The organism is Proteus penneri, assembly GCF_022369495.1.
GTDB lineage: Bacteria > Pseudomonadota > Gammaproteobacteria > Enterobacterales > Enterobacteriaceae > Proteus > Proteus penneri.
This window is the reverse complement of record NZ_CP059690.1, coordinates 1,539,836-1,564,073: the sequence shown is the minus strand read 5'-3', so window position 1 is coordinate 1,564,073 and position 24,238 is coordinate 1,539,836. Positions and strand designations below refer to the sequence as shown.

24 protein-coding genes are annotated in these 24,238 nt (G+C 38.9%); 14 read left to right on the top strand and 10 right to left on the bottom strand.

The genetic code is table 11. The features are described from left to right. Positions 1–128: 128 nt before the first annotated feature. Entirely contained in the window at positions 129–881 is a 753-nt protein-coding gene (gene cutC, locus H1225_RS07115) for a copper homeostasis protein CutC (RefSeq protein ID WP_109400513.1), read from the top strand. A gap of 56 nt (positions 882–937) precedes the next feature. On the opposite strand, the gene H1225_RS07110 is transcribed toward cutC, so the two are convergent. The 5 genes from H1225_RS07110 to H1225_RS07090 all read right to left on the bottom strand — a co-directional run bounded on the left by H1225_RS07110 (position 938) and on the right by H1225_RS07090 (position 6,005). Then, on the bottom strand, positions 938–2,512 hold the full coding sequence (locus H1225_RS07110; protein WP_161671504.1) for an ATP-binding cassette domain-containing protein: 1,575 nt from the start codon (positions 2,510–2,512) through the stop codon (positions 938–940). Between the two features lie 235 nt (positions 2,513–2,747). Further along, positions 2,748–3,563, bottom strand: coding sequence for a hypothetical protein (locus H1225_RS07105; protein WP_161727505.1), 816 nt, complete (start codon positions 3,561–3,563; stop codon positions 2,748–2,750). 129 nt (positions 3,564–3,692) lie between these two features. After that, the gene (cmoB, locus tag H1225_RS07100) at positions 3,693–4,667 is read right to left on the bottom strand and encodes a tRNA 5-methoxyuridine(34)/uridine 5-oxyacetic acid(34) synthase CmoB (RefSeq protein ID WP_109847395.1); all 975 of its coding nucleotides are present in this window, start codon (positions 4,665–4,667) and stop codon (positions 3,693–3,695) included. Next, positions 4,667–5,419: a carboxy-S-adenosyl-L-methionine synthase CmoA gene (cmoA, locus tag H1225_RS07095; protein WP_072064240.1), complete on the bottom strand. Its 753-nt coding sequence runs from the start codon at positions 5,417–5,419 to the stop codon at positions 4,667–4,669. The genes cmoB and cmoA overlap by 1 nt, the downstream gene beginning before the upstream one ends. 187 nt (positions 5,420–5,606) lie before the next feature. After that, entirely contained in the window at positions 5,607–6,005 is a 399-nt protein-coding gene (locus H1225_RS07090) for an MAPEG family protein (RefSeq protein WP_006536594.1), read from the bottom strand. Between the two features lie 265 nt (positions 6,006–6,270). Here H1225_RS07090 and aspS point away from each other — a divergent pair, with 265 nt between their 5' ends. The 6 genes from aspS (at position 6,271) to ruvB (ending at position 11,669) form a co-directional block, all read left to right on the top strand. Beyond that, the gene (gene aspS / locus H1225_RS07085) at positions 6,271–8,055 is read left to right on the top strand and encodes an aspartate--tRNA ligase (protein ID WP_072064018.1); all 1,785 of its coding nucleotides are present in this window, start codon (positions 6,271–6,273) and stop codon (positions 8,053–8,055) included. Between the two features lie 3 nt (positions 8,056–8,058). After that, on the top strand, positions 8,059–8,493 hold the full coding sequence (gene nudB / locus H1225_RS07080; protein ID WP_109847396.1) for a dihydroneopterin triphosphate diphosphatase: 435 nt from the start codon (positions 8,059–8,061) through the stop codon (positions 8,491–8,493). A gap of 27 nt (positions 8,494–8,520) precedes the next feature. Then, a complete protein-coding gene (locus H1225_RS07075) occupies positions 8,521–9,276 on the top strand; it encodes a YebC/PmpR family DNA-binding transcriptional regulator (RefSeq protein ID WP_006536597.1) in 756 nt (251 codons plus the stop codon). A 124-nt stretch (positions 9,277–9,400) separates the two neighbouring features. Next, positions 9,401–9,922 carry a crossover junction endodeoxyribonuclease RuvC gene (gene ruvC, locus H1225_RS07070; RefSeq protein WP_006536599.1) on the top strand — a complete coding sequence of 174 codons (522 nt, stop codon included), beginning with the start codon at positions 9,401–9,403 and terminating at the stop codon, positions 9,920–9,922. Between the two features lie 103 nt (positions 9,923–10,025). Beyond that, the gene (gene ruvA / locus H1225_RS07065) at positions 10,026–10,646 is read left to right on the top strand and encodes a Holliday junction branch migration protein RuvA (protein WP_239739602.1); all 621 of its coding nucleotides are present in this window, start codon (positions 10,026–10,028) and stop codon (positions 10,644–10,646) included. A gap of 12 nt (positions 10,647–10,658) precedes the next feature. Beyond that, entirely contained in the window at positions 10,659–11,669 is a 1,011-nt protein-coding gene (gene ruvB, locus H1225_RS07060) for a Holliday junction branch migration DNA helicase RuvB (protein ID WP_161723926.1), read from the top strand. A gap of 231 nt (positions 11,670–11,900) precedes the next feature. Here the strand turns inward: ruvB and znuB are convergent, their stop codons facing one another. Both znuB and znuC read right to left on the bottom strand, forming a co-directional pair. Next, positions 11,901–12,686: a zinc ABC transporter permease subunit ZnuB gene (znuB, locus tag H1225_RS07055; RefSeq protein ID WP_109847398.1), complete on the bottom strand. Its 786-nt coding sequence runs from the start codon at positions 12,684–12,686 to the stop codon at positions 11,901–11,903. Continuing rightward, complete coding sequence (gene znuC, locus H1225_RS07050) at positions 12,679–13,404, bottom strand: zinc ABC transporter ATP-binding protein ZnuC (RefSeq protein WP_161669354.1); 726 nt, start codon at positions 13,402–13,404, stop codon at positions 12,679–12,681. The genes znuB and znuC overlap by 8 nt, the downstream gene beginning before the upstream one ends. A 74-nt stretch (positions 13,405–13,478) precedes the next feature. Here znuC and znuA point away from each other — a divergent pair, with 74 nt between their 5' ends. The 3 genes from znuA (at position 13,479) to lpxM (ending at position 16,841) form a co-directional block, all read left to right on the top strand. Then, the gene (znuA, locus tag H1225_RS07045) at positions 13,479–14,423 is read left to right on the top strand and encodes a zinc ABC transporter substrate-binding protein ZnuA (protein WP_006536605.1); all 945 of its coding nucleotides are present in this window, start codon (positions 13,479–13,481) and stop codon (positions 14,421–14,423) included. A 12-nt stretch (positions 14,424–14,435) separates the two neighbouring features. After that, the gene (mepM, locus tag H1225_RS07040) at positions 14,436–15,761 is read left to right on the top strand and encodes a murein DD-endopeptidase MepM (RefSeq protein WP_161723924.1); all 1,326 of its coding nucleotides are present in this window, start codon (positions 14,436–14,438) and stop codon (positions 15,759–15,761) included. 105 nt (positions 15,762–15,866) lie between these two features. Next, positions 15,867–16,841, top strand: coding sequence for a lauroyl-Kdo(2)-lipid IV(A) myristoyltransferase (lpxM, locus tag H1225_RS07035; RefSeq protein ID WP_006536607.1), 975 nt, complete (start codon positions 15,867–15,869; stop codon positions 16,839–16,841). Positions 16,842–16,915: 74 nt separating this feature from the next. Here lpxM and pyk read toward each other — a convergent pair whose 3' ends face one another. Beyond that, entirely contained in the window at positions 16,916–18,358 is a 1,443-nt protein-coding gene (pyk, locus tag H1225_RS07030) for a pyruvate kinase (RefSeq protein WP_072064013.1), read from the bottom strand. 231 nt (positions 18,359–18,589) lie between these two features. Beyond that, complete coding sequence (locus tag H1225_RS07025; protein ID WP_006536609.1) at positions 18,590–19,432, bottom strand: MurR/RpiR family transcriptional regulator; 843 nt, start codon at positions 19,430–19,432, stop codon at positions 18,590–18,592. Positions 19,433–19,784: 352 nt separating this feature from the next. On the opposite strand from H1225_RS07025, the gene zwf reads away from it, so the two are divergent. The 4 genes from zwf (at position 19,785) to H1225_RS07005 (ending at position 23,788) form a co-directional block, all read left to right on the top strand. Further along, positions 19,785–21,260, top strand: a complete 1,476-nt coding sequence (gene zwf, locus H1225_RS07020; protein ID WP_109397573.1) for a glucose-6-phosphate dehydrogenase — start codon at positions 19,785–19,787, stop codon at positions 21,258–21,260. A 575-nt stretch (positions 21,261–21,835) separates the two neighbouring features. Beyond that, positions 21,836–22,276: a multidrug/spermidine efflux SMR transporter subunit MdtJ gene (gene mdtJ / locus H1225_RS07015; RefSeq protein WP_072064011.1), complete on the top strand. Its 441-nt coding sequence runs from the start codon at positions 21,836–21,838 to the stop codon at positions 22,274–22,276. A gap of 2 nt (positions 22,277–22,278) precedes the next feature. Continuing rightward, positions 22,279–22,611: a multidrug/spermidine efflux SMR transporter subunit MdtI gene (mdtI, locus tag H1225_RS07010; protein ID WP_006536614.1), complete on the top strand. Its 333-nt coding sequence runs from the start codon at positions 22,279–22,281 to the stop codon at positions 22,609–22,611. Positions 22,612–22,924: 313 nt separating this feature from the next. Beyond that, positions 22,925–23,788 (top strand): SDR family oxidoreductase, encoded by an 864-nt coding sequence (locus H1225_RS07005; RefSeq protein WP_197939074.1) that lies wholly within the window; start codon positions 22,925–22,927, stop codon positions 23,786–23,788. A gap of 34 nt (positions 23,789–23,822) precedes the next feature. On the opposite strand, the gene H1225_RS07000 is transcribed toward H1225_RS07005, so the two are convergent. Then, positions 23,823–24,167: a RidA family protein gene (locus H1225_RS07000; protein ID WP_006536617.1), complete on the bottom strand. Its 345-nt coding sequence runs from the start codon at positions 24,165–24,167 to the stop codon at positions 23,823–23,825. Positions 24,168–24,238 lie beyond the last annotated feature (71 nt).

The following is a 24,238-nucleotide window of genomic DNA, read 5'->3' as shown; positions in this document are numbered from 1 at the left end:
TGTGTCAGCACAAAATTCTGATAGTGGAATTGAATGAATCACGATATTCGACAACTATTGTTAGTAATCGCTGAGAAATGATATTTATTTTCTGATTACTTTCTTTATTAAGGATGGAGAGGGATGATATGGCTACATTGGAGATTTGTTGTTTTGGCGCTGAATGTGCGTTGGTAGCAGAACGAGCTGGTGCAGACAGAATAGAGCTGTGCACGAGTCCGGCAGAAGGAGGTATTACGCCAAGCTTTGGAATGCTAAGACAAGTCAGAGATCTGGTTCGTATTCCCGTTCATCCTATTATTCGCCCTCGAGGGGGAGATTTTTGTTACACACAGGCTGATTTTTCAGCAATGAAAAATGATATTAGTCTGATCCGTGATATGGGATTTTCAGGGGCAGTTGTTGGTCTTTTAAATGAAGAAGGGCATATTGATTTGCCTAAAATGGAAATTTTAATGGAACTTGCAGGTCCATTGGCCATTACTTTTCATCGGGCTTTTGATATGTGTATTAATCCATTATTAGCGTTAGAACAACTGACTCAGCTGGGGGTTTCTCGTATTTTAACGTCAGGACAGCAACCGAATGCAGAACTCGGTCTGCCATTATTACGAACGTTAAATGAAAAAACACAAGGCCCTATAATTATGGCGGGTGCTGGTGTAAGGCTTAGCAATATCCAAAAATTCCTAGATACAGGATTAAAGGAAATACATAGCTCAGCAGGAAAAGTGGCACCTTCAACCATGATTTATCGTAAAGCCGGTGTCACAATGAGCTCAGACAGTGAAGTTGATGAGTTTACCCATTATTGTGTGGATGAAGATACCGTTGAAGCGATGAAAGATATTATGAGTATTTATGCGCCATTAGCCTCTTAGTTTTAATTAACTTTAGTGGCCGATTTTAAAACTGCGCCTTTTATTGCGCAGTTTTTTTATGCAGTTTCATCTAATACTAAAGTATGTGTTATACCACAATGTTCAACAAAGGTTTCATCATGGGAAACCAGTAATAATGTGCCTTGATATTCAACGAGTAGATTTTCCAATAGTTGTTTAGATTCGATATCAAGGTGATTATCTGGCTCATCAAATAATAATACTGCAGGTGGCTTGGGGCTATGTGTTAAAGCCAATAATGTTGCTTTTAATTGTTCGCCACCACTTAGTTTTTCTAGAGGGAGTAATGATTTATCACCTCTGATCCTTAACATACCCAGCCGTGTTCTCCATTGCTCGATAGAAATAGCGGGTTGATATTGGTGTAGTGCTTGTGCAACGGGTAATGTTTTATCAAGTAAAGCAAGATGTTGATCAAGATAACAAAAATCTTTGTTGAGACGAAATTCACCAGCAAGTGGTGCGCACTGCTCGATCAAACATTTTAATAACGTTGATTTGCCACATCCATTTTTACCTTTAATATGCCAATGTTCGTTTCCATAAGCTGAAAATGAAATAGGGTGTTGATAACCATACGGAAGCTGAAGATTATCCACAAATATATTTAAGCGATGTCCATCGCTTTGATAATTCAAGACTATTTTCTGCTGATGAACATGCATTTTTTCTTCATCGACACCTTGTTTTTTAGATTGCATATCTTCTATTACACGCAGATGCCGTTTTGCTACGGCTGATTGGCGTTGTTCTGCTCGATTTTTTTGCATATCTAATAAAAGTAAGCACTGAGAGCCACTTTTCCTAATTGACTCGCCTTGTCGTTTTCGTTGCGTTGTTTTTTGCAAGGTGGCTTGTTGTTGGCGTTTTTCATTTTTAATTTGGCTATTTAGTCGATCACTTGCTGCTTCCAACGATGCTATTTCTGCACGTTTTTGTGTCTCATATAAAGTATAATTTCCACCATATTCAAATAAACCTTTCTCACTTAATTCAAGAATGGTATCAGCATATGAAAGCAAGTTTCGATTGTGACTAACAATAAGAGAGCCAGCTTTGTGCTGAGCCAACTGTTTTACTAGCCATTGTTGACCTTGATAATCAAGGTGATTATCTGGCTCATCCAAAAGAAGAAAACTCTCTGTTTGTAAAAATACACGGCAAAGTGCTAAACGTGTTTGTTCTCCGCCACTTAAATGCGCAATAGGGGTATCTAATGCGACAGGAAGTTGTGCTGAATCTAATAAATTCTCCCACGTAACAGGAAGTTGCCATTTGCCATCAAGCAACTCTATATCTTCTAATGTAGCAATGCCTGCATCAACGCGTTGGAATGCTTGATAAATTTCATGAATATCTAACGCTTGAGCAAGTGTATTACCTTGTAATCGTGTTAATTGATCAACGTGAACAAAAGGCATATTCCAATTAACTTGCCCTGCTGAAGGCGTTATTTTTTGTGCTAATAATCTTAGTAGTATGGATTTCCCTTTACCGTTATGGCCGATTAATGCATTTTGCTGACAAGCCAATGAGCGAGTTAATGGCGGAAAAAGACGTGCTTGATTAAACTCGATAGTAAGTTGTGAGAAGTGACAGGCTATTGTCATAGTAATACCTCCTAAGCGAAATAGGTGGCAGACAGCCGAGATCTTTTTCTAGATGCGACGAAATAAATTATTGTCTGCCAGTAACAGAAAATGAATACCCAAAAAGGTATATGAAAAATTTTCTGGCAGAATTTAGTTCATCGTAGGGAAGTGCCTTCTTAAAAAGAGAAATAATTGAAGAGATTACGCATGCATTTAAGCATGAATAAAGATGAACAACAAGCTCAGAATAAGGTTATCTATGTGTGGCTCTTATTTTACGAGCTTTTATTCTGAATATTATGCGTTTATATATCGATGACATATTAATATAGGTAATGCAAGCTAAAGGAATACCGTAGAATAATGTGCCGTAAGCCATACCAACATGTGGAATATTAAAATAATCGCTATGCTGTGGAATTAAATAAAGATAGTTAATTTCATTTAAATATTGGGGCGTTAACCCACCATAAGGGACTAAGAACTTAAAAATCATGACAGAAAAAAGGCATAGCATAAAATTTAAAACTAATAGTGCAGAATAGAATAAATTCTTTCCCATTTCTTCTTTAGTTTTTACTTGATAACCACTGATAATTCGATTAGCAACAATTACAGCATAAAGCCAAATAATCAGGTTTTCATCACCCATAATCATACTATTTATGATAAGAGCAAATATTCCATAAAAGGGAATAAGAGCAAAAACAAGTTTAGTACGAGCAAATGCAGCCATAAAAACACCAGAATGCACGAGAATAAACTCAAATAAAAATAGAACGGTTAGATTATAAATTGTTTGAACTGAGAAATGTTCAGGAAACCACCAAACGGTAATAATAAACACGATATATAAAAGTTGTGTGGCATAGTCAAATAATGAAAAAAAGAGTTGAACACCTCGTTGTAATGGCGTTAATGGAAGGCGTTTTACTGATGTGGTTTCGACAAAGGACGAAAAGATAGGATCATTATATTTCTGACGCTTATTCTTTTGTAAAAGAGCGTGTTGTTTTTTTTGTGTTATTTCTTTTTGAGTAGCAACTTTGCTCTTTGGTGTCTTTGCCATAGATTTCTTTAATCGTTCATCTGCAAAATAAGAGGGCGTATAAGGTGTCTTTAATAAAAAAACAAGATGAATATTATGAAAGAAAGGGATATTGAATAACTTGATATCCCTTTAGATCTCAATAAAAAATTAAGGCTTAGTGGCAATTAATATCGCACGTTTAGGGGCGGGATAACCTTCAACTGTTTTTGTTTTATCATCAGCATCTAAGAATGCCTCTAATGAATCCGTTACCATCCAATCTGTTTTACGTTGTTCATCCAGAGAAGTTGTGTTTTCATCGACAATACGCACATCTTTAAAGCCACATTTCTCTAGCCAAACTTTTAGCATTTTTGCCGATGGAATAAAATACACATTACGCATTTGCGCATAACGTTCACCAGGGATCAGGCATTGGAATTCATCACCATCCACAACGAGGCTTTCTAATATTAACTCACCGCCCGAAACTAATTGATTTTTTAATTGCCATAAATGATCAAGTGGTGAACGACGATGATAAAGTACACCCATTGAAAATACGGTATCAAAGGCTTTTAATTCCGGCATTTGTTCAATACCAACAGGAATTAAATGTGCACGTTGATCATTCCCTAATAATTTTCTGACGGCTTCAAATTGGCATAAAAAAAGTTGAGTAGGATCGATTCCCACAACAAACTGAGCACCTTCACCTAGCATTCGCCACATGTGATAGCCACTGCCACAACCGACATCTAATACTAAACGGCCTTCAAGAGGAGAAAGGTGAGGTAAAACACGATCCCATTTCCAATCTGAACGCCACTCTGTATCAATATCGACCCCATAAAGAGAGAATGGGCCTTTTCGCCATGGCATTAAGGATTTCAGAATATTATTTAAACCCAGTTGTTCGCCAGCACTTAATGAAGGTGTTTTATTGGCAATCACTCCATTTTTTAAATCAAGTTCTGTAGGGGTTATTTCGGGCAAACCATCGAGCATTCTTTCCCATGAAGAAAAGTGACCGTGTAACGCATTTGAGCGCCATTCTGATAATTGAGCAGGTAAAGTATCTAACCAATGAAATAAGCGCTCATCTTGCGCAATAAGTTGATAGAACGAGCCAAAATTAATCATTAGTTATTGCCTTTAATCGCTAAAAGAGAGCCGAAATTAAAACATTGGAACCAAACTTCTGCATGAGGGAAGCCAGCATTATGCAAGCGAGTTTTATGGGTTTCAACAGAGTCTGTCAGCATAACATTTTCTAACATGCTACGTTTTTGGCTAATTTCTAATTCGCTGTAACCGTTAGCACGTTTGAAATCATGGTGCATATTAAACAACAATTCACCAATTTCTTTATCTTCAAAACTGAATTTTTCAGAAAGTACTAACACACCACCAGGGTTAAGGCCTTGGTAAATGCGGTTTAATAATATTTGGCGATCACTTGGTGCTAAGAATTGTAAGGTAAAGTTAAGCACGACCATTGAAGCATTATTGATCTCAATGTCAAGAATATCCCCCTCAATAATATCGACGGGGGTATCTGCTTTATAGGCATCAATATGGCGTTGACAACGTTCTATCATAGCCGGTGAATTATCAACACCAATAATTTTGCAGCCTGTTACATCAATATTACGACGCATAGAAAGGGTTGCTGCACCTAAAGAACAGCCTAAATCATAGACTTGACTATTGGGCGTAACAAAGCGGCCGGCAAGCATACCAATCATGGAGATGATATTTGAGTAACCGGGTACTGAGCGTTTTATCATATCCGGAAACACTTCGGCGACTTTTTCATCAAAGCGCCAGTCACCAAGGTTAGCAATAGGTGTCGCAAATAAGCTGTCTTGTTGTGATGATTTTGAATTCGACATAACTGAAATAGGTTTAAAGAATAAAAGAAGCACGCATTCTACCAGAAGCGACGGTGCTCACAAAGTTGCATTATTTAGAAAGAAATTGGGAAAAATAAATAAACCTTTTTGATACCTTGCCGTTATTAGACACAACAGCAAGGATGTCAGTTTTGATCATGGATGATCATGTTATTTCCACGAGGACTTAGTAATAAAAGGAAAAGATTTGTATCCAAGGAAGGAAATAAATATTAGCAATGATCATCAATATCATTGATAAGTAAGTGGCTGCCATTCCTGAACGACGCCAGCTAAGTTCACGATGTTTTAATCCATAAGAGTGTAAAAAGCGACCTACGATTAAAATTGAGCCACAGATGTGTACCATCCAAACAAAAGCACCATTCATTTCCATCACCAGCAATAAGATCATGGAAATGGGGATATATTCTACTGCATTGCCGTGAACACGGATGGCTGTTTGTAATTCATAAAAGCCACCATCGCCATAAGCAACCCGATATTGTGTTCTGAGTTTTACGACATTGAGGGACAATTTAATCAATAACAGTGCGCCCAGTATGATATAAAGCGAGCTAACCATCTTTTCTCCATTGCCAAAGCCAAAAAACGGCGAATTAATGATAAACCTCAAAGCGACTTCTGTCGCTATAAATAATTATTATTAATTAATTGTTTGGGGATTAGCAAATCCTTGAAAAGATGTATCATATAAACTAGGTCTATACTCTTATCTCCGGAAAGAATTTTCGTTATAATGTCTGCCTTTTTTTTGACACTACTCGAAAAAGACTATTGCCAAAATTTCCGCAGCAGAAAGCACAACAAGCTGAGTAAAAGGATATTGTATGCGTACTAATTATTGTGGGCAGTTGAATAGCGCCCATGTGGGCCAAAAAGTGACTCTTTGTGGTTGGGTTAACCGTCGCCGTGATTTAGGTGGGCTTATCTTTATTGATATGCGAGATCGCGAAGGTATTGTTCAAGTCTTCTTTGACCCAGAGCAGAAAGAGGCATTTTCTCAGGCTTCAGAACTGCGTAATGAATTTTGTATTCAAGTCACAGGAACAGTACGCGCTCGCCCTGATAGCCAAGTTAATAAAAATATGGCAACAGGTGAAATTGAGTTAGCGGCAGAATCTCTGTCTATTTTTAACCGTTCAGAGCCATTACCGTTAGATAGCAATCAAACAAATACTGAAGAGCGTCGTTTAACTTATCGTTATTTAGACCTGCGTCGCCCAGAAATGTCAGATCGCTTAAAAACCCGAGCTAAAATCACAAGCTTTGTTCGCCGTTTTATGGATGGTGAAGGTTTCCTTGATGTTGAAACCCCTATGCTGACAAAAGCGACACCAGAAGGTGCGCGTGACTATTTAGTACCAAGTCGTGTACACAAAGGTAAATTCTACGCATTACCACAATCACCACAGCTTTTTAAACAGCTGTTAATGATGTCTGGCTTTGATCGTTACTATCAAATCGTAAAATGCTTCCGCGATGAAGACTTACGTGCCGACCGTCAGCCTGAATTTACACAAATCGATGTTGAAACCTCTTTCATGAGTGCAGATCAAGTGCGCGAAGTGATGGAGCGTATGATCCACGCATTATGGTTGGATATTCTTAATGTCGATTTAGGTGCGTTCCCTGTCATGACCTTTGCTGAAGCAATGCGTCGTTATGGTTCAGACAAACCTGATTTACGTAACCCAATGGAACTCAAAGATATTGCTGATTTAGTCAAAGATGTTGAGTTCAGTGTGTTTGCACAAGCAGCCAACGATGAAAAATGCCGTGTTATTGCATTGCGTGTACCAGGTGGTGCATCATTAACCCGTAAAAATATCGATGAATATACCCAATTTGTTAGCATTTACGGCGCTAAAGGCCTTGCGTGGATGAAAGTCAACGAAAGTGCTAAAGGCATTGAAGGGGTACAAAGCCCAATTGCCAAATTCCTGACTAATGATGTTGTTAACGCTATTTTAGAAACAACGGGTGCAACGGATGGCGATTTAATCTTCTTTGGTGCGGGACGTAAAGGCACTATGAGTGATGCAATGGGGGCTCTGCGTTTGAAAGTGGGTCGTGATCTTGAACTGACTGACTTAAATGCATGGAAACCATTATGGGTTATCGATTTCCCAATGTTTGAAGAAGATGAAGAAACCGGTAGTTTAAGTGCAATGCACCATCCATTTACTTCACCAAAAGACTTATCACCAGCTGAATTGACTGCACACCCAGTCGGTGCTGTGGCAAATGCGTATGATATGGTTATTAATGGTTATGAGGTAGGTGGCGGTTCAGTACGTATTCACCGTAATGAAATGCAACAAGCGGTATTTGGTATTTTAGGTATTGCACCGAATGAGCAACAAGAGAAATTTGGTTTCTTATTAGAAGCTCTTAAATTTGGTACGCCACCACATGCAGGTTTAGCCTTTGGTTTAGACCGTTTAGTGATGTTGTTAACGGGTACTGATAACATTCGTGATGTTATTGCATTCCCTAAAACAACAGCTGCCGCGTGTTTAATGACTAATGCACCAAGCTTTGCTAATGAAGATGCTTTAAAAGAGTTAGCGATTGCAGTAACTCAAAAAGAAGTTAGCGAAGATAAAGAGTAAATGATGAAATATAAGCGCCCGATATCCGTTTTAGTTGTTATTTATGCAAAAGAGAGTAAACGGGTGCTTATGCTAAAGCGTCGAGATGATCCTGATTTCTGGCAATCTGTGACTGGCAGTTTAGAAGAGGGCGAAACCCCTTTTCAAACGGCGTTGCGTGAAGTGCAAGAAGAAGTTGGAATTGATATCATAAAAGAAAATCTTGAGTTGGTGGATTGCCATCGCTCAATTATTTTTGAAATTTTTGCACATTTTCGGCATCGTTATGCACCCGATGTTACTCATTGTCAGGAGCATTGGTTTACGTTAGCACTGCCCGCAGAGCGAGATATTGTGCTAACTGAGCATTCTCAATACCAATGGCTAGACGCGCCACTGGCGGCAAAACTAACAAAATCCGCCAGTAATCAGCAAGCGATTGAAGAATTTGTTATTTAATGATTAGACCACGTTTGGAGATATTTCATGGCAGGTCATAGTAAATGGGCCAATACAAAACACCGTAAAGCAGCGCAAGATGCGAAACGCGGTAAAATTTTCACTAAAATCATCCGTGAATTAGTTACAGCAGCACGTTTAGGTGGTGGTGATCCTGCAACTAACCCGCGTTTACGTGCGGCAGTTGATAAAGCATTATCAAACAACATGACTCGTGACACCTTAAACCGTGCGATTGCACGCGGTGTGGGTAATGATGAAAATGATAATATGGAAACTATCATCTATGAAGGCTATGGCCCTGCGGGTACTGCTGTGATGGTTGAATGCTTAAGTGATAATCGTAACCGTACTGTTTCCGATGTTCGCCATGCATTTACCAAAACAGGTGGTAACTTAGGAACGGATGGTTCAGTTTCTTATCTTTTCACCAAAAAAGGTGTTATTTCTTACGCACCGGGTGTTGATGAAGATGCTGTTATGGAAGCGGCGTTAGAAGCAGGTGCGGATGACGTTGAAACTTATGATGATGGCGCTATTGATGTATACACCACACCAGAATCTTTTGGTGAAGTAAAAGATGCGATGGATGCAGCAGGTTTTGTTGCTGAGTCAGCCGAAGTTTCAATGATCCCATCGACTAAAGCAGAATTAGATATTGAAACTGCACCAAAATTAATGCGTCTTATTGATATGTTAGAAGACAGTGATGATGTACAAGAAGTGTATCACAACGGTGATATCTCAGATGAAGTTGCAAAACAACTGGAAGATATCCTGTAATCGTTCTAACGATTATCGAAAATAACGGTGTTTAACGCTGTTATTAAAAGTGCGAAGAGAAGAGCAGAGCAGACTTTTTTGCTCTTTTCTCTCGCCATCGACCATATCGGCAACAGGAATTGATATGGCTATCATTCTAGGTATAGACCCCGGTTCACGTGTTACAGGCTATGGCGTAATTCGACAGCAAGGGCGACAACTTATCTATTTGGGAAGTGGTTGTATTCGCACACAAGTTCCCGACCTTCCTAATCGACTTAAACGTATTTATGCTGGTGTCAGCGAAATCATTACTCAATTTTCGCCAGATGTGTTTGCGGTTGAACAAGTATTTATGGCTAAAAATGCCGATTCTGCACTTAAACTTGGGCAAGCGCGTGGTGTAGCAATACTTGCTGCCGTTAATAACGATCTTCCTGTTTTTGAATATGCCGCTCGTCAAGTCAAACAGACCGTTGTGGGTACGGGTGCAGCCGAAAAAAGCCAAGTACAGCATATGGTGCGTTCAATATTAAAATTATCTGCCGCACCACAATCAGATGCTGCCGATGCGTTGGCGATTGCAATTACACATTGTCACTTTAACCAAAATTTATTACGTGTGGGTGATCCGCGTCTGGTTTTAACGCGAGGTCGGTTAAGATAAGTTGTTATCTTGGTAAATGTCTTTGGTTTTTCACAAGCTGGATATACGTCCAGCTTTTTTTATGTTATAAACTTGACGTAATTATTTTTGCGGAGGCGTTAGGGTGATAGGTCGTATCAGAGGAATTATTCTTGAAAAACAGCCACCAGTGGTGCTAATCGAGGCAGGTAATGGTGTGGGTTATGAAATCAATATGCCAATGACCTGTTTTTATGAACTGCCTGATATTGGCCAAGAAGCCATTATCTATACGCAATTTATCGTACGTGAAGATGCTCAATTACTTTATGGCTTTAACCAAAAACAAGAGCGTGCACTCTTTCGTGAATTAATTAAAGTCAATGGCGTCGGCCCAAAACTGGCACTCGCTATTTTATCGGGTATGTCGGCTCGTCAATTTGTGAGCGCGATTGAAAATGAATCTATCTCTTCATTAGTAAAATTACCGGGTGTCGGTAAGAAAACAGCCGAGCGTTTAGTGGTTGAAATGAAAGATCGTTTTAAAGGCCTTAATGGTGATTTATTCGAAAATAGTGATATCGAGTTACCAGAAAGCACTCCATCTAAAGCACCAAAAGCGGCTGATATTGAAGCCGAAGCCTCTGCTGCATTAATCGCGTTAGGCTATAAACCACAAGAAGCTGCAAAAATGATCAGCAAAGTGGCAAAACTGGGTACAGATAGTGAGACGCTTATCAGAGAAGCGTTACGCGCGGCTATTTAGGAGTAACACATTGTGATTGAAGCAGATCGCCTGATTTCAGCAGAAATTCAACAACCTGAAGAAGAAATTATTGATAGGGCTATTCGCCCTAAATTTCTTGCCGAATATGTTGGGCAACCGCAAGTTCGAGAACAAATGGAGATTTTTATTCAGGCGGCTAAATTGCGTCATGATGCACTCGATCATTTGCTAATCTTCGGACCTCCCGGATTAGGTAAAACCACATTGGCGAATATTATTGCTAATGAAATGGGGGTTAATTTACGTACGACATCAGGCCCTGTACTTGAAAAAGCGGGTGATCTCGCGGCTATGCTAACTAACCTTGAGCCTCACGACGTATTATTTATTGATGAAATTCATCGTCTTTCACCTGTTGTCGAAGAAATTCTTTACCCAGCAATGGAAGATTATCAACTTGATATCATGATTGGTGAGGGGCCTGCGGCTCGTTCAATTAAAATTGACTTACCTCCATTTACCTTAGTAGGCGCAACTACAAGAGCGGGCTCTTTAACATCGCCATTGCGTGACCGTTTTGGTATTGTTCAACGTCTCGAGTTTTATCATGTTGACGATCTTCAACACATTGTTTCTCGTAGTGCTAGTTTTATGGGACTAGAGATGACAGATGAGGGGGCTCGTCAAATTGCTATGCGTTCACGAGGCACTCCGCGCATTACTAACCGATTGTTACGCCGTGTGAGAGACTTTGCCCAAGTAAAAGGCAATGGTGCTATTGATGAAGAGATTGCTTCTAAAGCGCTTGATATGTTGAATGTGGATGCGGCAGGTTTTGATTATTTAGATCGTAAACTCCTTTTCGCCATTATTGATAAATTTATGGGTGGCCCAGTAGGATTAGATAACCTTGCGGCTGCTATTGGTGAAGAGCGTGAAACCATAGAAGACGTATTAGAGCCTTATTTAATTCAGCAAGGTTTTATTCAGCGCACACCACGAGGCCGAGTTGCTACTAATCACGCCTATCGCCATTTTAATCGTATTGTAGAAGAGCCTTAATATTTATATCTGTATGAGGTTGAAGGTGATTTAAATGATAGAACTGACTCGAGGCAATCTTTTAATGGAACCCTTAACGGATGTTAGTGTGCTAATTTATGCTCCTATAGATGAAACAGAATTAAGTAAAAAATAGAAATATTAGTTTTCAGATAATTAATGAAAAAAGATAAAAATAAACCCCAATAACATAGCGTTGTTGGGGTTTATTTATCTAACAGGCTGGAAATATTACTGTTTAGTTGGTGCAAATAAACTTAAGATAAATAGACAACTCGCCGCTAAAACCACAGAAGGGCCTGCTGGAGTGTCATAGAAAGCAGAGAAGGTTAAACCGCCAGTAATTGCCAGCATACCAACAGCGATTGCAATCAGAGCCATTTGTTCTGGTGAGCGCGCAAAACGACGTGCCGTTGCGGCAGGAATAATGAGCAGTGAGGTGATAATTAATGCTCCAACAAATTTCATGGCTAAACCAATGGTTAGTGCAGTGATCATCATTAGTTTTAAGCGTTCTCGCTGAATATTTACACCATCAACAAATGCCATATCTTGATTAATTGTCATGGAAAGCAATGGACGCCATGAACGGATAATCACACATAAAACAATTACAACGCCAATAAAAATACTAATGACATCTTGATAGTTAACTGAGAGCAAATCACCAAATAGGTATGCCATTAAATCAACGCGCACATTGGACATTAAACTCACAACCACAAGCCCTAAAGAAAGCGCACTGTGTGCCATGATCCCTAAAAGAGTATCAACAGAAAGTTGAGGTTTTAATTCTAACCACACTAATAAAATAGCAAGAAGAAGTGTGACGGCAATAACAGCATAAAAAGGCTCGATATTAAACAGCAAACCAAAAGCAACACCAAGTAGTGAGGCGTGTGCTAGTGTATCACCAAAATAAGACATACGGCGCCAAACGACAAAAGAGCCCAAAGGGCCTGCCGCCATTGCTAAGAGCATACCGGCAATCCAACCCGGTAACAGCAACTCAATCATGACGACACTCCTTACTATGCTGATGATGATGACGATAAATACCAAGTTGCTCAGCACCACGACTTCCAAACATGGCAATAAATTCAGGGTGTGAAGAAACAACGTCAGGTGTGCCCGAACAGCAAATATGACCATTTAAACAGAGCACTTCGTCTGTTTTTGCCATCACAAGATGAAGATCATGAGAAACCATCAAGATGGCACAACCTAATTCATGGCGGAGCTGATTAATTAAATCATAAAGTGCTAATTGACCATTAACATCAACACCTTGGGTGGGTTCATCTAAAACTAAAAGTTGAGGTTGATTAAGTAATGCTCTTGCTAACAATACACGTTGAGACTCACCACCAGAAAGTTTCTGCATAGGTTGATCAATTAATTTAGCCGCATTAACTCGTTCTAAAGCGGGGAGAATATCTTTATTATGGACACCCGGTTTTAGTGTCATAAAACGTTTAACGGTGAGTGGCATGGTTGGCTCAAGATAAAGTTTTTGTGGCACATAACCTACTCGTAGCGCGTTTTGACGCTCAACTTTTCCTGAGGTTGGATTTAATAAACCAAGAACTAAACGGATAACTGTAGATTTACCGGCACCATTAGGGCCAAGTAAAGTAAGAATACGGCCTGCTTTTAGATTAAAAGAGATATCTTTTAAAATTTCTCTTTCACCAAAAGAAACACAAACCGATTTTAAACAAATCAAGTCAGACATAAAATTAGCACTTGCAGAATCATTGAAACGTTATAATATAACATTCCCAATGATGATTCACGAGAATTCTTCCTATGTTACATAAAAACAACAAATTTGCGCATCGTTTTTTATTGAAATCATTTTTAACGACAGCGATGATAAGCTCATTCAGTGCTTCAGTGCAGGCTGATGTCGTCGTTTCCATTAGGCCATTAGGATTTATTGCGGCAGCTATCGCTGATGGGGTAACACCAACAGAAGTTTTATTGCCAGATGGGGCATCTCCACACGATTATGCATTAAAACCTTCTGATTTGAAAAAAATCACCTCCGCAGACCTGATGGTATGGGTGGGGCCTGATATGGAAGTGTTTTTAGATAAGCCATTAAATAGGCTTACTGACAATCATAAGTTGGCTTTAACGGAAACTAAAGAAATAAAGTCGCTTTTATTGAAAGATGAAGGTGACAATGTGCATAAACATGAGGAAAATCACGAACATCATTCTCACGGTGATTATAATATGCACATCTGGTTATCACCAGAAATTGCGTTGTCGTCTGCAAAACAGATCCACGAAAGGTTAATTACACTCTATCCAGATAAAAAAGAACTTCTGGACGTAAACCTAGGTAAATTCAGCGAACAACTCAAGCAAACTGATAAGAATCTTGTTAATATTCTGTCGCCTGTGAGAAATAAGGGTTATTTTGTCTTTCATGATGCTTATGGCTACTTCGAAAAACATTATAATTTAAAGCCGTTAGGTCATTTTACTATCAACCCTGAAATACAGCCGGGTGCACAGAAATTACATCAAATACGAACACAGTTGGTTGAGCAAAAAGCAACCTGCATTTTTGCTGAGCCACAATTTAGGCCGACGGTAATAGAAACAGTGGCGAAAGGCACTGGGGTTAAAATGGGTGTATTAGATCCCCTAGGAAGTGGGATTGCTCTGACTCAAGAGAGCTATATAAAATTCCTTACCCAACTAGCTAACCAATATGCGAGCTGCCTGAATGAAACACAATAAGGAATTAATAACGTGCAGCAGAAGAAATCCATTGCACAGGTATATTTAAGTTTACCACTCCCACATAAAATCATGCTTGGTTCATTAACTGCAGCAACACTGGCCGTCGCAATTTGGCGACCAGTGGTTCTTCAAAATGAGCAAAACCGAGAAGTTCCTGTCAGTATTCAAATGCCTTCCGCAGTACAAAGTGAAAATACAGATGACATTATCACTGACAGTAGTGATCAACTTACTGATGAAGGGTTGGTTGGTGCGGAAGATGGTACAGATACAAGCACTGCAGTTGCACAAGTCCCTCATACTTATATTGTCTCTAGTGGTGATTCACTAAGTTCAATATTGACTCAGTTTGGTATTGATTCTTCTGATATCGCAGCTATTTCTAATCAAAATAAAGATCTCAGAAATCTCAAGATTGGACAATCAATTAGCTGGGAACTTGATGATAATGGGTTGCTTCAAGAATTAAACTGGGGTGTTTCTCGTCGTGAAACTCGCGTTTATACCCGAACAGAAACGGGTTTTAAAGAAACCAAAGAGTTCCAAAAAGGGGAATGGAAAAACAGCGTTACCAGCGGTGTTATTCGTGGTAGTTTCTCTGTTAGCGCAACAAATGCAGGTTTAACTAATTCAGAAGCTCGTGCAGTGACTAAAGCATTGCAATGGCAAGTAGACTTTAAAAAACTACAAAGTGGCGATCAATTTGCTGCACTTTTTTCTCGTGAAGTGCTTGATGGTCGTACAGAGCAAAGTGAACTTATTGGTGTGCGTTTACGTAGTGCCGGTAAAGATTATTATGCATTCCTTGCTGAAGATGGTCGTTTTTACGATAGCCAAGCTGGTGGATTAGAGCGTGGATTTATGCGCTTCCCAACAGTGAAGCAGTTTAGAGTTTCCTCTCAATTTAATCCTCGTCGTATTAATCCTGTTACGGGACGTTTAGCTGCTCATAAAGGTGTCGATTTTGCTATGCCAGTAGGAACCCCCGTATTAGCAACAGGGGATGGTGAAGTTATTGTTGCGAAATACAGTGGTGCTGCGGGTAACTTTATCGCTATTCGTCATGGCAGCCAATACACGACACGTTATATGCATTTACGTCAATTATTAGTAAAACCTGGGCAACGTGTTAAACGTGGCGATAGAATTGCCTTATCAGGGAATACCGGTCGTTCTACTGGGCCTCATTTGCACTATGAGCTGTGGATCAACCAACAAGCAGTCAATCCACTAACGGCAACGTTGCCTCGAGCTGATGGTTTAACGGGTAAAGATAAACAAGAATATCTTGCTAAAGTAAAAGAGATTAAACCTCAATTAGTGCTAGCTGATTGACAATAAACATGATTTTAAAGACATAAAAGCGGATGATTGATATCATCCGTTTTTGTTTTAATGTTTTTTACGCCTATTTAGGGTATCAATTCAGAGAGTTATCTGATGAATAAAGAAAAAGATACAGATAGCAAAGCGGGTTATGTACCCACTTTTCACTGTGCTTATTTGCATCCTCGTCATTGGGGAACATGGTTAGGTGCAGGTGTATTAAGTGTTTTAGCTTATATGCCAGTAAAGTGGCGTGATCCATTTCTTGCTGCTATTGGTCGTTTTGTTGGACGTAAAGCGAAAAGCGCAAGACGTCGTGCAGATATCAACTTGAGATACTGTTTTCCAACATGGAATAAAACGCAGCGTGAAAATGTACTCGACAGCATGTTTGAAACTGCACCTCAATCCTTTGTGATGTTGGCAGAGCTTTGTTTAAGAGGGCCTGAGCACATATTAAAACGAACAAGCTGGCAGGGCTTAGAGATCATCGAACGTTTTAAAGAGCAAGGCCGTAATGTTATTTTTATGGTGCCTCATGGCTGGGCAGTAGATATTCCTGCCATGTTATTAGCCGCTAAAGGCCAGCAAATGGCGGCGATGTTTCACCACCAAAAAGATCCCGTGGCTGATTATTTATGGAATAAAGCCCGTCATCATTTTGACGGTCGATTACATTCTCGCGAAGCAGGTATTAAGCCTTTTATTTCTTCTGTGCGACAAGGTTACTGGGGCTATTATTTGCCAGATCAAGATCATGGCGCAGAGCATAGTCAATTTGTGGATTTTTTCGGCACCTATAAAGCGACATTACCTGCGATTGGGCGGTTAATGAAAGTATGCCGAGCAGCTATTGTACCGTTGTTTCCAGTGTATTGTCATAAAACACATCAGCTTCACATTATTATTCGTGAACCAATGGATGATATTGAAGATAAAGATGATACGTACATTGCACGCAGAATGAATGAAGAGTTAGAAGCACTCGTGACACCGACACCAGAGCAATATACGTGGATCTTAAAATTACTGAAGACACGTAAAGAGGGCGAAATAGAGCCTTACGCTCGTGAAAATATATTGGATTAGTCAGCTAATAAGTCAATATAAAAACGGGCACTTAATTAAGTGCCCGTTTTGCTATTAAGATTGACAACTCGGTATTATTCAACAGTCAAAATACGGCATGTATTAGTGCTGCCGATTGTACCCATTTGGTCACCTTGAGTGACTAACACTAAATCACCTGAGACTAAGAAACCCTTATCACGTAAACGACCTATTGCTTCATTAGCCGCAGCAATACCATCAGTATGCGTACTACAATAAACAGGGGTCACGCCACGATAAAGTGCCGTTTGGTTTAATGTTTTCTCATGGCGAGACATTGAGAAAATAGGTAAACCAGTACTGATACGAGACATCATGCGTGCAGTACGACCTGATTCTGTCATCGCAATAATAGCATTAACGCCTTTCATATGGTTAGCAGCATACATGGTAGACATCGCAATGGCTTCTTCCACGGTATCAAACACCATATCTAAGCGATGCTTAGAAACATTAGCCGCTGGCATTTTTTCAGCACCTAAGCAGACCTGTGCCATTGAAGCGACTGTTTCTGCTGGATATTGTCCTGCTGCAGTTTCTGCCGAAAGCATAACGGCATCAGTACCATCTAATACGGCGTTAGCAACATCCATTACTTCGGCACGGGTTGGCATTGGATTTGTTATCATTGACTCCATCATTTGAGTGGCAGTGATAACGACCCGATTAAGCTGACGAGCACGACGAATTAATTTTTTCTGTACGCCAACTAACTCAGGATCACCTATTTCAACGCCTAAATCGCCACGCGCAACCATAACTACATCCGAAGCAAGGATGATTTCATCAATGATTTCATCATTAGCAACTGCTTCAGCGCGCTCTACTTTTGAAACTATTTGGCATTCACAGCCTGCATCACGAGCTAAACGGCGAGCAAGGTTAAGATCTTCGCCCGTTCTTGGGAATGAAACAGCAAGGTAATCAACACCGATTTTTGCAGCGGTGATAATATCTTGCTTATCTTTTTCTGTTAATGCATCAGCAGAGAGGCCTCCACCGAGCTTATTAATGCCTTTATTGTTAGATAATGGGCCTCCGACAGTCACTTCAGTAAAGACTTTTAAACCATCTACTTTGAGGACTTTTAACTGAACTCGACCATCATCGAGAAGTAAAATATCACCTGGAACTACATCGGCTGGTAAGCCTTTATAATCAATACCCACTTGATTTTGATTACCTTCGCCTTTTTCGAGCGCTGCATCAAGTAAGAATTTATCACCGACATTCAGGAAAACTTTTCCATCTTTAAAGGTAGATACACGGATTTTAGGGCCTTGTAAATCCCCAAGAATAGCAACATGGCGACCTAATCTTGCAGCAATTTCACGCGTACGATTTGCGCGAGCAAGATGATCTTCCGCAGAACCATGAGAGAAATTTAATCGAACAACATTCGCACCAGCAATAATAATTTTTTCTAGGTTATTATCACGATCTGTTGCTGGGCCTAAGGTGGTAACAATTTTTGTTCTTCTGAGCCGTCTGGACATGTATTACTCCGTTGACCTTGAACGAAAGGTGTTGGCAATTGGATAAAACAGAAATCAGACTGTGTTTTGCCCAATATGTTAAGTGAAACGCTTCAAGCTAATTGCAACATACACTACTGTTTTCAGTATATGCGAGAGTTAGCTCGCAGATATGCTACCATTTTTCAAAAAGTTATCTAGTCAGGGGCACAATCGTAAGTGTGACAATACTAACAGAATAATTAAAAACGGTTACTTATCAAACCGTGAATCACGTAAAGCTTCTTTGACGCGCTTCAAGTTATCTCTGAATTTTGGTCCTCGGCGTAAAATAAATCCTGTTGCGAGAACATCAATAATAGTGAGTTGTGCAAGGCGAGAGATCATTGGCATGTAGATATCAGTATCTTCAGGCACATCAAGTAAAATAGGGAGGGTGGCTTCAGAGGCTAAAAGTGAGCCAGGTGTCGTAATAGCAATTACTGCGGCATCGTTTTCACGCGCAATTTTAGCTATTTCAATGAGATTTTTAGTGCGTCCTGTATGGGAAATAACAACGACCACATCACCATCAGTGCTATTTATGCAACTCATACGTTGCATAACAACGTCATCAAAGTAAGTGACAGGAATATTAAAACGAGAAAACTTATTCATGGCATCGTGAGCTACCGCCGCTGATGCGCCTAAGCCAAAAAAAGAGATTTTCTTAGCTTGCGTCAAAATATCAACTGCACGATTGATTGCGGCGATATCAATATTATTTTTAACGTCCTCAAGTCCCGCCATTGCAGATTCAAAAATTTTATTGGTATAAGAAGAGACCGTATCGGAATCATCAATATTACGATTTACATAAGGCGTGCCGTTAGCAATGCTTTGTGCTAATTGTAATTTGAAATCAGGAAATCCTTTTGTTGCCATGCGTCGGCAAAATCGATTAACAGTCGGTTCACTGACATCAGCCGTTTTAGCCATTAAGGCAATACTTGAATGGATAACTGTTTGTGGCGCAGTTAAAACAGCCTCGGCGACTTTTTTTTCTGATTTACTCAAGATGTCCAGATTAGACTGAACCCTTTCCAATATATTCATTAAATATACAGATCCTTGGCTTTGCCAATTTCAATAAAAGGAGAAATCTATAACGGTTTTATGAAAATATACTACGCAAAGAACAAGGCTTGCAGTGTAAACCATCGGTAAACAGGGCTTTTTTCGTTAAAGTATGACGTGTGTCTAACTTTCAATACTGAAAACAAGAAACAAAACTGTAGTAAAGTTACAAGAAAATATAAAAACATGGGTCATAAAATGAAGCATTACAATATGTGTGGTAAGTTAGAGACTAAAATGTGCAAGTGTATTTACTGAATACATCCAAAAGAGTACATTAATACAAAATTCTGTAACAAAATTACAAAATCTCATCATGAGGAGACGTTCTATGGCAGCGATATCGACTGCTCAGGCTTGTGATCTGGTTATCTTCGGTACGAAAGGGGATCTAGCACGCCGTAAGCTCATTCCATCATTATATCAATTGGAAAAAGCAGGATATATTCACCCTGACTCTCGTATTATTGGTGTCGGCCGTGCTGATTGGGATGTTGAGGCATATAAAAATGTCGCTCATGAAGCGTTAAAAACCTTTTTAAAAGAAGAAATTAATCCTGAAATTTGGCAACGTTTAAGTGATCGTCTCGATTTTTGTAATCTTGATGTCAATGAAACAGACCATTTTATTGAATTATCAAAACACCTAAAACAAGATAAGTTACCTGCTATCTACTATTTTGCGATGCCACCTAGTACCTTTAGTGCAATGTGTCAGGGATTAGGTCATGCAAAATTAAATAAAGAGCCAAACCGCGTCGTAATGGAAAAACCATTAGGGACAGATTTAGCCTCTTCAGTTTCTATTAATGATAGTGTGGCAAAATACTTTAAAGAGAGCCAAATTTATCGTATTGACCACTATTTAGGTAAAGAAACGGTATTAAACCTTCTAGCTCTTCGTTTTGCCAATTCCCTTTTTGTTAACAACTGGGACAATAAAACGATTGATCATGTCCAAATTACAGTTGCAGAAGAAGTGGGTATTGAAGGGCGTTGGGGATATTTTGATCAAGCAGGTCAAATGCGTGATATGGTGCAAAATCACCTATTACAAATCCTAACTATGATTGCGATGTCTCCACCAGCTGATTTAACTGCTGACAGTATTCGTCAAGAAAAAGTGAAAGTTTTACGTTCATTACGCCGTATTGATAACACAAATATTCGCGAAAAAACGGTTCGTGGACAATATACTGGCGGCTTTGTACAGGGTAAAAAAGTACCCGGTTATCTTGATGAAGAAGGTGCCAATAAAACCAGCAATACAGAAACATTTGTGGCAATTCGTGCTGATATCGATAATTGGCGTTGGGCTGGTGTTCCGTTCTATTTAAGAACAGGTAAGCGTCTACCAAGTAAATGTTCAGAAGTTGTGGTTTATTTTAAAAAGCCTGCGCTGAATATTTTCAGTGAAACTTATCAAGAGTTACCACAAAATAAGCTGACTATACGTTTACAGCCAGATGAAGGGATCGATATCGAAGTGCTAAATAAAGCGCCAGGACTCGATCATAAACACCGTTTACAAACAACTAAGCTTGACTTGAGTTTCTCGGAAACATTCAATCAAACGCATTTAGCAGATGCTTACGAGCGTTTATTGTTAGAAGCCATGCGTGGCATTCAAGCGTTGTTCGTGCGTCGTGATGAAGTAGAAGAAGCATGGAAATGGGTTGATTCAATTATCAATGCATGGGAATGCGATAATGAGCTACCTAAGCCTTACCAAGCGGGTACATGGGGACCTGTTGCATCTGTAGCAATGATCACTCGTGATGGTCGTTCATGGAATGAAATTGAATAATTGGTTTTGATTGTCCATTCTCAAGAGAAAACACCCAGTTATGCTGGGTGTTTTTGTATCAGCTAAACACCTTTAAGCATAATTCCAGCAATTTAGATGAATAAAACTACTGAAGGAGCGTAAAACTGTTGACTAACTATGCAATCTGATTTTGGCTAGAAACTAAAACTTAAATAAAACCAATCAATTAACAAAAATATTTTGCGAAAAGGCATTGCTTTAAATAATTCGGCATGATAGAAATATGATGTAACATTTAACCATCTTATATGAGGGTTCGGAGTATATCGTGCGGATGGTCTGTGCGATGAAAGAATAAATAATCATGACTAGCGCCAAAAGCGTCAAAGTTAAACGTTCTACCTATAAGTTATTCCTTTCTGCTATTTTATCCAGCGAACACTACTGGTGTGGCGCATTATAGAAATCTCTCATCTTAATTCCTGACGCAATCAGGAAATGACGTTGCCTTAACGTTCGGCTTTTATTGCCGCCAGAAAGACTATCTACATATTCTCTATCTTCCTGCGCAAGAAACGTTTCGGCGTATTTCAAATGTGTATGAGAGATGAAAAATGATTTATTGGATATTTTTAGCATTAGCTATCGTTTGTGAAGTTATCGGTACTTTATCAATGAAGTACGCCAGTGTAAGCGGTGGTTACACCGGTATGATAGTGATGTGGTTAATGATTGCCACTTCCTATATCTTTTTAGCCATAGCCGTTAAGAAAGTGGCATTAGGTGTAGCATATGCACTATGGGAAGGTATTGGAATTGTCATTATTACGACATTCAGCGTTCTGTGGTTTGGTGAATCGCTGTCACCATTAAAATTAGGTGGTCTAGCGATGTTAATTGCAGGGATCACGCTTATCAAGTCAGGTACTAAAAAATCGACTGTTGCTAAGAAAACAACTGATTCGGTAAAAAGTATCGCCGGTAAAGCTAAGCACGTTGCCAGTGCTGTAAAAGGAGCAAATAAGCCAATTCCAGCTAATATCAAGGAGGCTTAATTATGTTAGCTCAATTTGAATGGTGGCATGGTGCATTCCTAATACTTGCCGTAGTGCTTGAGATTGTTGCGAATATATTCTTAAAAATGTCTAACGGCTTTAGCCGAATGGGATTAGGAATATTATCACTGGTTTGTGTGTTAGGTGCCTTTAGTGCGCTGGCAATGGCTGTTAAAGGGATAGAGCTTTCAGTTGCTTATGCACTTTGGGGGGCATTCGGAATTATTGCAACTATCGCCGCCGGTTGGATTTTATTTAATCAACGACTCAATTATAAAGGATGGGGTGGAATTATATTATTACTGGTTGGGATGGTAATGATTAAATTTGCCTAAATCTAACTAACTTAATGAGTGAGATATTGATAAAATAAAAAATCTAATTATCACAGCAAAATAAGTGACATTAAAAAGCTGAGTTCTTATGAATTCAGCTTTTTGGGTTCCACTTTTTAAAATAATTAAAACTGATAGTTAAAATATTTGTTATTTCTCAGCCATAATAAATATTGAATTTTTAAAATAAAATAGTTTTTCTATCTTAAATAATAATAAATGAGCAGAAAATTTTTCATGGAAAAACTCTATTGCTATTATTTTATTATTGGTGTTATTTTTTACTGATAAAATTAAAAAGATAGGAATAGAGATGAAACGGATATTAGTTGCAGGTGCAACGGGTTATTTAGGGCGATTTCTTGTACAAGCATTAAAAACTCAAGGTTATTGGGTGCGTATTCTAGTCAGAAATCACTCTCAAACAACGCTGTTTACTGATGTTGATGATATTTTTATTGGTGAGATAACAAAGCCTGAACAATTAAAAAATAGTACAAAAGATATTGATTGTGTTATTTCAACAGTAGGGATCACTCGACAAAAAGAGGGGTTAACCTATATGGATGTGGATTATCAAGCCAATGTAAATCTGTTAGATGAAGCAATAAAATCACAAGTTAAACAGTTTATTTATATTTCAGCGATCGATGGTGATAAATATCGGCAGTTAAAGATTTTTGAAGCTAAAGAACGGTTTGTTGATAAATTAAAACAATCTACATTATCTTATTGTGTTATTCGACCTAATGGCTATTTTAGTGATATGGGTGACTTTTTACATATGGCGACTTCAAATCGAGTTTATTTATTTGGCTCTGGTGAACAGCAAATTAATCCTATTTCTGGAAAAGATTTAGCACAATTTATCATTAAAATGATTGGACATAATACAAAAGAAATTTCCGTCGGTGGACCTGATATTTTATCATTAAATCAAATTGCTGAACTGGCAGGTGTAGCATTAAATAAAAAAATAAAGATCATCCATTTGCCTGATGCATTAAGAAAGATGACTATTTTTATATTGCGCCATGTTACTTCTCAAAAATTTTATGGGCCTTTTGAGTTTTTCTTAACATTTATGGGTACGAGCCATATTGGTGAAGTGTATGGTGATGATCATTTATCAGACTACTATCTTGATTTAGCCAATAAGTTTAATTCAAAAAAATAAGCACCCATAAAATTGGGTGCTAAGTATAGTGTGGTTATAGTGCTGCAATAATTTTAATTTCGACTTTATACTCAGGGTGCATTAATTGTGCTTGCACAGTACAACGTACAGGCGCACTACCTTTAGCAACCCAAGCATCCCATGCTTGATTCATACCTTCAAAATCGGCTTTATCAGCTAAAAAGATTGTCGCATCAAGAATTTTAGTTTTATCAGAACCTACACGCTGTAACAAAACGTCAATTGCCGCTAATGTGTCTGCTGTTTGTTCAATTATATCGTCTGATAAATTTTCTGGCACTGCAGTGTAATAAATTGTGTCGTTATGAATTACCGCTTCGGACCAGCGATCTTCAGGGTCGATACGCTTAATTGTCATTATGATTTCTCCTTTGTATTAACGGCGTAGGTGGTACTTTAGGCTATCCACTGGCATAATTTACGTCTTAT